At 36.7% G+C, this 12,400-nt stretch carries 16 protein-coding genes; all 16 read left to right on the top strand.

All coding sequences use genetic code 11. The features are described from left to right. Nucleotides 1-60 precede the first annotated feature (60 nt). The 16 genes from DZ858_RS02355 to DZ858_RS02430 all read left to right on the top strand — a co-directional run bounded on the left by DZ858_RS02355 (nucleotide 61) and on the right by DZ858_RS02430 (nucleotide 12,388). Nucleotides 61-2,106, top strand: a complete 2,046-nt coding sequence (locus DZ858_RS02355) for a TonB-dependent receptor family protein (RefSeq protein WP_239990759.1) — start codon at nucleotides 61-63, stop codon at nucleotides 2,104-2,106. Between the two features lie 161 nt (nucleotides 2,107-2,267). Beyond that, complete coding sequence (locus DZ858_RS02360) at nucleotides 2,268-2,690, top strand: HYC_CC_PP family protein (RefSeq protein ID WP_117157958.1); 423 nt, start codon at nucleotides 2,268-2,270, stop codon at nucleotides 2,688-2,690. Between the two features lie 171 nt (nucleotides 2,691-2,861). Further along, nucleotides 2,862-3,443, top strand: coding sequence for a helix-turn-helix domain-containing protein (locus DZ858_RS02365; protein WP_047418824.1), 582 nt, complete (start codon nucleotides 2,862-2,864; stop codon nucleotides 3,441-3,443). Between the two features lie 70 nt (nucleotides 3,444-3,513). Next, on the top strand, nucleotides 3,514-4,116 hold the full coding sequence (locus tag DZ858_RS02370; RefSeq protein ID WP_117157959.1) for a WG repeat-containing protein: 603 nt from the start codon (nucleotides 3,514-3,516) through the stop codon (nucleotides 4,114-4,116). 159 nt (nucleotides 4,117-4,275) lie between these two features. Further along, the gene (locus tag DZ858_RS02375; RefSeq protein WP_117157960.1) at nucleotides 4,276-4,737 is read left to right on the top strand and encodes a hypothetical protein; all 462 of its coding nucleotides are present in this window, start codon (nucleotides 4,276-4,278) and stop codon (nucleotides 4,735-4,737) included. A gap of 49 nt (nucleotides 4,738-4,786) precedes the next feature. After that, entirely contained in the window at nucleotides 4,787-5,020 is a 234-nt protein-coding gene (locus tag DZ858_RS02380; RefSeq protein ID WP_239990703.1) for a hypothetical protein, read from the top strand. Between the two features lie 12 nt (nucleotides 5,021-5,032). Then, nucleotides 5,033-5,251 (top strand): heavy-metal-associated domain-containing protein, encoded by a 219-nt coding sequence (locus DZ858_RS02385; protein WP_034886844.1) that lies wholly within the window; start codon nucleotides 5,033-5,035, stop codon nucleotides 5,249-5,251. 19 nt (nucleotides 5,252-5,270) lie between these two features. After that, nucleotides 5,271-5,489: an SHOCT domain-containing protein gene (locus tag DZ858_RS02390; protein ID WP_117157961.1), complete on the top strand. Its 219-nt coding sequence runs from the start codon at nucleotides 5,271-5,273 to the stop codon at nucleotides 5,487-5,489. 17 nt (nucleotides 5,490-5,506) lie between these two features. Then, on the top strand, nucleotides 5,507-5,785 hold the full coding sequence (locus tag DZ858_RS02395; protein ID WP_117157962.1) for a DUF5676 family membrane protein: 279 nt from the start codon (nucleotides 5,507-5,509) through the stop codon (nucleotides 5,783-5,785). A gap of 18 nt (nucleotides 5,786-5,803) precedes the next feature. Continuing rightward, on the top strand, nucleotides 5,804-6,520 hold the full coding sequence (locus DZ858_RS02400; protein ID WP_117157963.1) for a lycopene cyclase domain-containing protein: 717 nt from the start codon (nucleotides 5,804-5,806) through the stop codon (nucleotides 6,518-6,520). A 4-nt stretch (nucleotides 6,521-6,524) separates the two neighbouring features. Continuing rightward, nucleotides 6,525-7,040 carry a hypothetical protein gene (locus tag DZ858_RS02405; RefSeq protein WP_117157964.1) on the top strand — a complete coding sequence of 172 codons (516 nt, stop codon included), beginning with the start codon at nucleotides 6,525-6,527 and terminating at the stop codon, nucleotides 7,038-7,040. Nucleotides 7,041-7,068: 28 nt separating this feature from the next. Further along, nucleotides 7,069-7,530: a universal stress protein gene (locus DZ858_RS02410; RefSeq protein WP_117157965.1), complete on the top strand. Its 462-nt coding sequence runs from the start codon at nucleotides 7,069-7,071 to the stop codon at nucleotides 7,528-7,530. A gap of 34 nt (nucleotides 7,531-7,564) precedes the next feature. After that, nucleotides 7,565-8,920 carry an NAD(P)/FAD-dependent oxidoreductase gene (locus tag DZ858_RS02415; RefSeq protein ID WP_117157966.1) on the top strand — a complete coding sequence of 452 codons (1,356 nt, stop codon included), beginning with the start codon at nucleotides 7,565-7,567 and terminating at the stop codon, nucleotides 8,918-8,920. A 7-nt stretch (nucleotides 8,921-8,927) separates the two neighbouring features. Then, nucleotides 8,928-10,283 (top strand): APC family permease, encoded by a 1,356-nt coding sequence (locus DZ858_RS02420; protein WP_117157967.1) that lies wholly within the window; start codon nucleotides 8,928-8,930, stop codon nucleotides 10,281-10,283. Between the two features lie 18 nt (nucleotides 10,284-10,301). Further along, nucleotides 10,302-11,315 (top strand): type II glyceraldehyde-3-phosphate dehydrogenase, encoded by a 1,014-nt coding sequence (locus DZ858_RS02425; RefSeq protein ID WP_034886831.1) that lies wholly within the window; start codon nucleotides 10,302-10,304, stop codon nucleotides 11,313-11,315. A gap of 11 nt (nucleotides 11,316-11,326) precedes the next feature. Beyond that, nucleotides 11,327-12,388 (top strand): class I fructose-bisphosphate aldolase, encoded by a 1,062-nt coding sequence (locus DZ858_RS02430; RefSeq protein WP_117157968.1) that lies wholly within the window; start codon nucleotides 11,327-11,329, stop codon nucleotides 12,386-12,388. Nucleotides 12,389-12,400: the final 12 nt, after the last annotated feature.

The raw sequence follows: 12,400 nt of genomic DNA on the forward strand, positions 1-12,400 counted from the left end.
GGAAATACTATACTAGGTAGTAGATTTGAGGTTAAAAACAAAACGGGTTCTGCAAGCTATATTACCGAAGAAGACTTAAAAAAATTCTCTTATACTAACATCAACAGGGTATTACAAATAGTTCCAGGAATTAACATTTATGAAGAAGATGGCTTCGGACTACGCCCAAATATAAGTTTGCGAGGCACATCGCCTGAGCGTAGTGCAAAAATCAATTTAATGGAAGATGGTGTGCTCATTGCCCCTGCACCTTATAGCGCACCTGCCGCCTATTATTTTCCTACCATTGGTCGTATGCAGGCCGTAGAAGTTTTAAAAGGAAGTAGTCAAATTCAATACGGGCCCAATACCACTGGTGGCGCCATAAATATGATATCTTCCCGAATTCCAAACAAATTCTCTGGAAGGGCTTCCATTGCTGCAGGAAATTACGATTCAAGAAGTACTCAATTAACAATTGGTGATAGCTATAAAAATTTTGGATTTGTAACGGATTATTTTAATTATAATTCTGATGGTTTTAAAAATCTTGACGGTGGTGGCAATACAGGATTTGACAAATCTGATTATTTGGCCAAGTTTAGGGTTAACTCAAATTTAAACGCAAAAACGTATCAGTCATTAACGTTTAAAATTCAGTATTCCGAAGAAGAGGCAAACGAAACTTACTTAGGTTTGACAGATGAAGATTTTCAAGAAAATACCTTTAGAAGATACAGAGCTTCTTCAGAGGATGTAATGAATGCCGAGCATCAACAATACCAACTTACCCACTTTATCCGATTATCATCATCATTAGAAATAAGCACTACGGGTTACTTGAATAAATTCAAACGTAATTGGTACAAATTGGATGATGTAAATTTAGGCGAAAGAGTGAGCATTAGTAATATCCTTTCATCGCCACAGAATTTCCCATTAGAATACCAAACCATTTTAGGAAACGAAAACACCGAAGAAGATGCTATGGGCGTAAAGGCAAATAACAGAGCATACACTTCAAATGGTGTTCAATCCATTGCCAAATTACGATGGGGTTCTGATTGGTTACAAACTTTAGAAGCCGGAATACGCTACCACGAGGATGATGAGGACAGATTTCAATGGGTGGACAGGTATGCATTCTTGAACAATGAATTAATACGTACCGAAGTAGGCGAAAAAGGGTCTGACGCTAACCGCATAAGTGGTGCAAAAGCTCTCGCTGCACACCTCTTATACACCCTAAAAGTTGAGAACTTGACCCTAACACCTGGCTTACGCTATGAGAATATAACTCTAACCCGAAGGGACTATGGTACCAATGACCCTTCGAGGACTGGTCAAGATTTATCCATTCGCGAAAACAAGGTAAACGTATGGATTCCTGGTTTAGGCGCAAACTACAGATTTAGTAACGATTTTTCAGTTTTTGGTGGTGTACACAAAGGGTTTTCCCCACCAAGCAATACACCAGGGCAAAATGCTGAAGAAAGTATTAATTACGAAGTAGGAACCCGAATTAGCGTTAAAGGGCTACAAGGGGAACTTGTTGGGTTCTACAATGACTATCAAAACCTACTGGGAAGTGATTTGGCTGCTACAGGTGGTACGGGAAGTCTTGACCAGTTTAATGCAGGTGAAGTGCGCGTAAGCGGTATTGAATTTTTACTGAATTACGACCTATTATATAATAAGTCAGGAAAATTTAAACTTCCTGTGTCGGTTTCCTATACCCTCACGGATACCGAATTTCTGACCAGTTTCGATAGCAACGAGGATATTTATGGAGTGGTGACCAAAGGGGACGAAATACCATACATCGCAAAAAATCAATTAAATGCAACTTTTGGGCTAGAGCATAAGAAATTTGAAGTAAACCTAAATTCACGATATACTGGAGCATTTAGAACTAAAGCCGGTTCAGGATCTATTCCTGAAAATTTTAAAGTGGATTCTAACTTCATAGTTGACTTATCTGCTCGTTATTTTCTTAATGAAAATTTTACGCTATCAACAAACATCATAAACCTATTTAATACAAAATATGCTGTATCTCGTGTGCCAGCAGGTTTACGTCCTGGCCATCCTTTTGGAGTTAACTTTTCTGTAGTATATGGATTTTAAGAGAAATTATATTTGATGACAAATATCATATTCCTGTTGAACCTTTAAAATTATCTTCGCATTAATTAATTATGCTTCCAATTGATAATAAGCTTATTAAGTAGTATCATTTAATCTATGAATAACCTTTAATGTTGGACAAAATTTATTAATTTTATAGAGTGAAATCTTTTTTTACCAAAATACTGTCCTTTTTTTTAGCAGTTTTTATACTGTTTTCTACTTCTTCTTTCACGGTGGATATGCACTTTTGCTGTAATAAATTGGTGGATATGGCTTTTTTTAGTAAGGCAGAATCTTGTATGGAGGCAGCGAAAAAAAAAGATACAAATTCCAAGCAATGTACTTCCATACAAGAGAAGGATTGTTGCGATAATCAGACCATTGTAAAAGAAGGAGATGACACCTTTAAGAAGTCCAATACAATTTTAGAGATTGAGACTTTAGTTTTCTTAAATACTTTTTTTAATACTTATATTAATCTGTTCGAGGGGCTAGAAGAAAACGTCATTTCTTTTAAAACCTATAGGCCGCCTTTATTATCTACAGATATTATAATTCTCAACGAGACCTTCTTAATTTGATTTTCTACATCGCAGATTGACTTTAATCTGCATTACCTCTATAGCCATAGTTTCACTTCTGGCTAACATTTGTTGTACCCTATTATCAACAATACCATACACCATTAACCCTGTTAGGTCTTAACCTTTCAAACCATTGAATTAAAACTCAATGACAATACATTATATACTATGAGCAAACCAAAAGAATTTTGGATTAAGAATATGGTCTGTAATCGCTGCTTAAAAGTAATTATGCAGGAGTTACAGGAACTTGAAGTAACCGTACTTTCATTGGAATTGGGAAGGTTGTTAGTAGAAGCACCAAATAAAACAGACAATGAAATTATCAATGCAGTAACAACCGTGCTTCACGCCAATGATTTTGAAATAGTGCAGAACGAAGAAGAAATGCTCGTTGAAAGAATCAAGATTATTCTAATTGAACAATTGCAAGAGCTACCATTACATATCAAAGTAAAAACATCTGAACTATTGGCATCAAGCCTTCATAGGGAATACAAGACATTGAGTAAATTATTTTCAGCAAATCAACAGACAACCATTGAAAAGTACTTTATCAAATTAAAGATAGAGAAAGTTAAAGAGCTCATTCAACTCAAACAACATTCCTTTTCAGATATAGGGTACTTATTGGACTACAGCAGCGTAAACCATCTGTCTAGACAGTTCAAAGAAGTAATTGGAGTGAGTATGACCGATTATAAAAATACTGAAAACTGGAAAAGAAATTTTTACGATGAAATTATGTAGATAACAACGAAAGTTATGCAGATAAACGCTTAAGGCAATCATTAATTTTATCAAAATAAATCAAACTAAAATGAAAAAACTACTCATCACATTAGTATTAATTCCGTTTCTAGGGATTGCACAAACTATAGAAAATTTAGAGTACATCTCGCCTTTTAACAATGAAGTAGCTGCCATTAAAAAAGGGAACGAATGGGGGTTTATTGACCAAGACGGCAAAGTAATCATTGATTTTCGAAATGATTTGGTGCTAACCAAAACAGGAAATGCAACCTACCCCATATTCAGTAACGAAAAATGCTTGATTGCCCATCAAAAAGATGGCATACTGTATTATGGCTATATCGATAAAACTGGAAAAACTGTCATTACACCTCAATTCTTGAATGCGACCAATTTCGAATATGATAAGGCATTGGTACTAAAAGTTGAAAAAGAGACCATAGGCTATAATGACATTTTCAACAAAGACGTCGTTAGCTACCATTATTTTGAAGTAGTTATAGATAAACAAGGAAAAGCCATTGACCATCTAACTCAATTGGCCATTCACATATCGCCTAAAGATAAGGAGGATAAAAATCCACCTACCATAACATCTAAATTCATTTCGGAAAATTTAGTGGCCATTAAAGACAGCAACAAGAAATGGCGTTTAAAAAAAATTGAATAACAACGAAAAAGTTCCGGACAGAAATGAAATTAAAGAAGATTGAAAACCTTTTTAAATCTGACAGTTAATAGCTGATAACCCATTCCCTAAACTACGGTTTGTGGATTGTTGGGAATGGGTTTATAAAAATAAAAGTTTAACTCAATAAAATAGAAAATTATGAAAACATTACTAATTGTTTTATCAACAATCGGGCTTTTAAGCTTAAGCAGTTGCAACCAAGGAGCAGATCCTCAAGCACTTTTGGAAAATCCTGAAACTCGTACGGAGGTGTTTAATGCCATTACCGAGAACCACGATTATATGACCGAGTTTATGGAAAGTATGCACGGCAGTCAACACACAATGGCAATGATGCAGGGCAACAAAAAAATGATGGGCTCTATGATGCAAGGAGAAGGAATGCAAATGATGATGAAGGACAGTACAATGATGCATTCGATGATGAACCAAATGATGAATGACGGAAAAATGATGGGAACAATGATGAAAATGATGCACGAAAAAGGAATGATGAGCGAGGACTGTATGGAATCTTGCTCAAAGATGATGGGCGAAAAAGGAATGGATATGCAGAATATGAATAGTCCAAACAAACAGGATCATACCGAGCATCATTAATTTTTAACTTCTAAATACAAAAACAATGAAAAACAATCACTGGATTTGGATGGTCATAGGTTGTGGGCTACCACTATTGTTCATCTTTTTAGCGCCCTCATTTGGTATAGGAGGTGGTTCATCACTATTTATTTTCATCCTTTTTATGTTCGGCATCCATCTGTTTATGCCCCACGGTTCACACGGACACGGAAGGCACAATAATCATAAGCATCAGGATAGCGACCACAATCATTCTGAACAAGAAACAAAAGAAGAACACAAAGGACATCAACATCACTAAAAACTATATACAATGAAACAAAAATTTCAAATAAACGGAATTAGTTGTGGTGGATGTGTAGCAAGGGTCAAGAAGACTTTGGAAGAACATCCCAATATCGAAAAGGCAGAAATTTTTCTGGCACCAAAAGGAGCTACACGTATCACGATGAATGAAGCACTTTCGGTTGCCGACTTGCAAAAGCAACTCGATGAGCTCAATGGATATACAATCACAGAACTTAATCAATAACAATTAAAACCTAAAAACTATGCATTTATACGACGGACACTTTGGAGGAATGCACCTAATATGGTGGATTATATGGGTCATCTTACTTGCTTGGATATTCTTTATCCCAGCAGATATACCCTATCAAAAAACAATGAAGGACAGCCCACTGGATATTCTTAAAAAACGCTATGCAAAAGGCGAAATATCCAAGGAAGACTATGAAGAATCTAAAAAAATTTTAAACTCGGACAACTAATCTTAAACTATAAAATTATGCATCGCTTAAACGTAAAAAAACTCGGATTTGCCTTCGGTCTTACAGGAACCATAATTTATTTGGGCTGTATGATAGTAATGGCTACAGCAGGACGGGAAGGTTCAATCATCTTTTTCAATAGCTTATTGCACGGCTTGGACACTTCCAATATCATTAGAATGGATATTCCCCTATTAGAAGTGTTAATGGGTATCGTACAAACTTTTATCCTTTGGTGGCTTATAGGCGCTTCTATTGGCGCTTTTTATAATGCGCAAATAAAAATAAAAAAGTAAAAAAACCTTTTAGGATTTATGCAATACGTCTGGTTTATATGGTCACTAATTATTCTTGCCCTTTGGGCAATAATCTATTTTTCAAAAAAAGGGCATAGAAAAGAAATGCTCAAAATGAGCCTGATTACGATGCCCTTTGGTTTAACAGAACCGTTGTTTGTACCAGAATATTGGTTTCCACCTTCGCTTTTTGATTTGGCCGAAAAAACAGGCTTCGATTTCGAAAGTTTGATTTTCTCTTTCGCAATAGGTGGCATTGGCACTGTACTCTACAACCTTATTTTTAAAAGAGGACTTGCCCAAATACCGCATAGCGAACGAAGTCATAGCAGGCACCGATTGCATATTTTTATACTTTTTATACCAGCAGCTGTATTCATCATTCTGGCGCTTTTTACGTCGCTCAATCACATTTATTGCGGCATTATAGCTTTGTTCATAGGTGGATTGGCGACTCTTTATTGTCGCCCAGATTTAAAAGGAAAGATTTGGGTTGGGGGAATTCTGTTTACGGTATTGTACTTCATTTATTTCGGAAGCATCCTTCCGTTCTATCCTCAATATGTGGAGTTGTACTGGAATCTTGACAACCTGACCCATATTCTTGTCTTGGGCATTCCTATTGAAGAATTAATGTTCGCCTTCACTTTTGGGATGTATTGGTCTGGATTGTATGAACATATCTATTGGCGAAAACTCATTCAAACTGAAATAATTATTCCACTTAAAGATTAACACTATGAAACGAATACAATCAAATCAAAAAAACAATGCTATCCAAGTTGTAGCCATTAAGAACCCAGTAAGAAAGATATGCCAGGTATCCATCGCTATATTGTTCCTTCTACTGCTTTCAGCAGTACTTCTATCCTGTTCTGGCAAGAAAAAAGATGTTGCAGAAAGCGTAACACAGCCAACTGTTGAAACATCCCAAACAGCAAATGAGGCCATTATATCAGCCCAAAATTATGAAATCGTTCCCAACGAAAAAGTCTGTATGGTCAATGACCGATTTATGGGTGTGTCACAAATACCTATTGACGTCAATGGAACTATCTACTATGGTTGTTGTGAAATTTGTGTTGAAAAGTTGCAGAAAAATCTAGATGATGTTCGCTTCGGGAGTAATCCACTAAATGATACAAAAGTTGATAAAGCTTCAGCAATTATTGTTCAAGATAAAAGTAGCGGAAGTGTTTTTTATTTTGCTTCCATAGTAGATGCCCAATCATTTATAAATAAGAATAAAGGATAGGAAATCTTTATTCATAAAAATTCAAGTTATGAAAATAGTGTTAGCCATAGATGGTTCTGATTTTAGTAAACTAGCGGTAAAAGAACTTGCAAAATTACCCTTACAAAATGAAAGTGAGATCTGCATTATAAACGTGTATGAACATCCTGCGATATCAACACCATCATTAATTACATCCACAAGTTCTATTAATTCTTACTACAAAGAGTTTTTATCAAACGCTGAAAAAATAGGGAAAAAGATTGTTTCCGAAGCTGGTAAAGTATTGAAAGAAAAAAATAGCTCACTTCGTATAACAACAAATGTTGTCAGCGGTCTTCCTAAAAAAGAAATTTTGGAAAAAGCGGAATCTTTTGATGCCGATTTGATTGTAGTGGGTTCGCAAGGGCAAGGCGCATTTTCACGTCTTTTATTAGGTTCCGTTTCACAGTATTTAGCAACACACGCCAAATGTTCAGTAATGATTGTAAAAGACAAGGACACAAAGTAAACTATTGCTAATACCAATGATATAAAAATTAAATATGAACGCTAACCACTTAAATAATAATACAAAAGAATCTGCTTGCAAGGTAACAGATGAAATCTGCCTTCCAGACTCTAATTTACCTCGTGTTATTATTATAGGTGGTGGGTTTGCAGGTTTAGCGTTGGTTGAAAAACTGAAACACAAAGAGGTGCAGGTGGTACTGTTCGATAAAAACAACTTCCACCAGTTTCAGCCCTTATTTTATCAAGTGGCAACGAGTGCTTTGGAACCTGATAGTATTGTATTCCCTTTCAGAAAACAAATTAGTGGTTATAAAAATGTATTGTTTCGTTTAGCTGAAGTCGAGGAAATCCAACCTTCTACAAACACCATTATAACCAATAAAGGAAGAGTTCACTTCGACTATCTCGTATTGGCAACGGGTACAACAACTAATTTTTTTGGTATGGACAATGTCGAGTCCCATAGTCTTGGGATGAAAAACATTCGCGATTCTTTAAATATTCGCCATATGATGCTGCAAAATCTGGAACAAGCTGCAATCACTTGTGATGATAAAGAACGTGATGCCTTAACAAATTTCGTCATCGTTGGCGGTGGTCCCGCTGGTGTGGAAATGGCAGGAGCTTTGGCAGAATTCCGCAAATATATTCTTCCCAAAGATTATCCAGAATATCCTTCTTCCATAATGAACATCTATTTGATTGAAGCCATTGATGAGCTTTTAAGTACAATGTCAGACAAGGCATCATCAAAAACGCTAGAATATTTGAAGGATTTGGAGGTAAAGGTATTACTCAATGAATCGGTAAGCAATTACGATGGTTCACAGGTTGTCACAAATTGTGATAAGATTATTTTAACAAAAAACCTAATCTGGACAGCTGGTGTGAAAGGACAGTTTCCAAAAGGTATTGATAAAAAACACGTGGTAAAGGGTAACCGCTTAAAAACAGACTCATTTTTAATGGTAGAAGGCTACAAAAACATTTTTGCCATAGGCGATATAGCGGCTGTAATTACAGAAGAAACGCCAAAAGGACATCCGCAAGTAGCACAAACAGCTATTCAGCAAGGTAAATATTTAGGTAATGTATTATTGAAAATTATTAAGGATGAGGGTGTGAACCCTTTCGAATATAAAGACAAAGGTTCATTAGCTACAGTAGGGAAACGTAAGGCAGTAGCTGATTTGGGCAAATTCAAATTTGCAGGTTATTTCGCTTGGCTATTATGGTCAGTTGTACACTTATTATCCATAAGCGGATTTAGAAATAGATTGATGGTTGGTTTTAATTGGGCGGTAAGCTATTTCACTTATGAAAAGAGCAACCGCCTAATTATTAGAAATTTTAAACCAAAACCGTCGGTTAATAACACAAAGAAATAATTTACGAATGAAAGGCACAACAGATAAAAACAATAAGCTTTCCTTAATAGGGTCTATATCTCTAGGAACTGGTGTAATGATTGGTGCTGGCATATTTGTTCTTATGGGACAAATAGCGGAGTTAGTTGGAGATCTGTTCCCGATTGCCTTTATTGCGGGAGCTGTTGTGGTGGGTTTCAGCTCTTATTCCTACGTAAAGTTCTCAAATGCTTTTCCATCCTCTGGAGGTGTGGTTAAGTTTTTCAATAAATCCTATGGACCTGGAACGACAACCGGTGTCTATTCTTTACTAATGTATGTTTCAATGGTCGTTGCACAAAGTTTGGTTGCAGGAACCTTTGGCGCTTATACCCTTCGATTATTCCCAGAAAGTTATGCTGGTTATGCATCCATACTTGGTATTCTACTTTTGGTAACAGCTTATATAATAAATATTCTAGGAAATAAAGTAATTGGAGCAACGGCCACTTTTACAGCAATTATTAAAGTAGGTGGTATTGCACTACTTGCGATTGCAGGTCTGGTAGCTTCCGGATTTGCGGATATTACAGGAGACTATATCCCACAAAATACCGAAACCTTACCACAAGGGTTCGGCTTTGTAGCGGCATTGGCATTATCAATCCTTGCCTATAAAGGGTTCACAACAATAACGAATCAAGGTGGAGACATCAAAAATCCACACAAAAACCTTGGAAGATCCATTGTGATTTCTATTCTTATCTGCACACTTATTTATGTAGCCTTGGCACTTGCTGTTGCAGGCGGTTTAAGCATTCCTGAAATAATAAAGGCAAAAGATTATGCTTTGGCAGCAGCAGCCGAACCTGTTTTTGGGGAATGGGGTTTATGGTTTACTATAGCAATCGCTATTGTAGCAACCTTTTCAGGGGTTATCGCCAGTGTCTTTTCGGCATCGCGCTTATTGGGGATGTTGAGTAATATGAAACAAGTACCCTCTTTAAAAAGGATAGGTAATTTTAAAAATCCAGCGCTCATATTCACGGTTTCCCTTGCCATTTTACTCACTGCCCTTTTCGATTTAACAAGAATCGCTTCTATAGGAGCTATTTTCTACCTCATTATGGATATCGCTATCCATTGGGGGCTTTTTCGCCACCTAAAAAACGAGGTAAAATTTAAACCCATCATTCCGTTAATAGCCATTGTAATGGACATTGCAGTACTAGCAGCCTTTCTATATATAAAATATCTGAATGATCCAATGGTGCTCATCGTAGCAGCAATTGGAATTATCCTGATTCTCATTGCGGAACGTTTTTTTATGATTTCGCATACAGACGATGATGGCAATATGCCTATGGGAATGGAGAATACAAATAATAAAAACAACAAATCATAATTAATTAAAACAATTTATATGAAAAATATAGCAGTTATAGGATACGGAGTCATAGGAAAAAGGGTGGCCGATGCCATCAATCTACAGGACGATATGAAGCTTTCGGGCGTGTGTGATATCATAAGCGATTGGCGCATTCAAAATGCCGTGAGAAAAAAGTACGATATCTACGCAGCAACTCAAGAAGCAGAAGACAGAATGAAATCCGAAGGTATTTCAGTAAAAGGCGATATGCACGACCTGTTGAAAAAATCAGATCTCGTTGTGGACTGTACCCCTAAAAAGATTGCGGCTCAAAATGTAGCAATTTATAAAGAGCAAAACATCAAATTTATTTTACACGGAGGCGAAAAACACGAAACAACAGGCCATTCCTTTAGTGCTGAAAATAATTATCAGTCTGCTCTAAATCTAGATGCTACACGTGTAGTTTCCTGCAACACCACTTCTATTTTAAGGACGTTGACCGCTTTAAAAAGAGCCAATTTATTGGATTATGCTAGAGGTACACTTTTAAGAAGAGCAACAGATCCTTGGGAAAGCCATTTAGGTGGTATTATGAATACGATGGTTCCTGAAAAAGACATCCCGAGCCACCAAGGTCCTGATGCTAAAAGCGTTGACCCAGATTTGGATGTCATCACTGCCGCAGTAAAAGTTCCAGAAACTTTAAGCCATATGCACTATTGGAATGTGAAGTTAAAAAAACAAGCCTCGAAAGAAGAAGTGCTGAATGCTTTTAAGACATCTAGTCGTATCAAGCTAATTCAATATGACAAAGGCCTAGTTTCTAACAACACTATCAAGGAAATGTTTTTGGATATGGGAAGACCTTGGGGCGATATGTATGAAGTAGCCCTATGGGAAGATATGCTGAAGGTAGTGGGGGATGAACTTTTCTACGCCTATGTGGTAGACAACCAAGCAATTGTTATACCCGAAACTATTGATGCCATTAGAGCACTTACAGGAATTGAAACAGATGGTGCCAAATCTATCGCTAAAACAAATGAAAGTTTAGGAATTCATTAATCATTAATACAATGAAAATAGACATAAATATTACACAACTGTTAGGGGAAAAAGCAGACTTCTATTTGAATCACGTTTGTGAAAAAATAACCAAGGATGAATTGCAAACCCCAAGTAGCACAAGCCTAGATAAGGCATTTACCCAAAGCAACAGAAATCCGCAGGTACTGCGAAGCCTTTCGCAATTGTATAACCACGGAAATCTTGGTGGTACAGGCTACTTGAGTATCCTTCCAGTAGACCAAGGTATCGAGCATAGTGCAGCTTTTTCTTTCTATAAAAATCCGGATTATTTTGACCCAGAGAATATCATAAAACTCGCCATTGAGGCCGGTTGTAATGGTGTGGCTTCCACCTTCGGTGCTTTGGGATTGAACGCTAGGAAATACGCCCATAAAATCCCGTTTATCGTAAAGATTAATCACAATGAACTGCTCACATTTCCTAATAAATATAACCAAACTTTATTTGGTAAAGTAAAAGCTGCGTGGGATATGGGAGCAGTTGCTGTCGGTGCTACTATATATTTTGGTTCCGAAGAAAGCAATAGACAGCTTAAAGAAATAGCTGAAGCTTTTGAAGAAGCCCACAATTTAGGTATGGCTACCATTTTATGGTGCTATACCCGAAATGAAGCTTTCAAAACTGGAAAAGAAGATTATCACGCTGCTGCCGATGTAACAGGGCAAGCAAATCATATTGGGGTAACCATTCAGGCAGATATCATTAAGCAAAAATTACCTACAAATAACTTTGGTTTCAAAGAAATCGGTTTTGGAAAATATGATGATGAAATGTATGAGACGCTGACAACAGAACATCCCATCGACCTATGCAGGTTGCAGGTGGCTAATTGCTTTATGGGAAAAATCGGATTGATTAATTCCGGTGGTGGCTCTAAAGGTAAGTCTGATTTGGTGGAGGCAATAACAACTGCTGTTATCAATAAAAGAGCTGGTGGCTCTGGATTGATAATGGGAAGAAAAGCGTTTCAAAAGCCCTTCGGCGAAGGCGTGGAAGTATTACAATCCGTTCAGAAAGTTTATTTGGATACTAAAATTAGCATTGCATAACAATAAAAAAAA

Source organism: Marixanthomonas ophiurae (assembly GCF_003413745.1).
GTDB classification, from domain to species: domain Bacteria; phylum Bacteroidota; class Bacteroidia; order Flavobacteriales; family Flavobacteriaceae; genus Marixanthomonas; species Marixanthomonas ophiurae.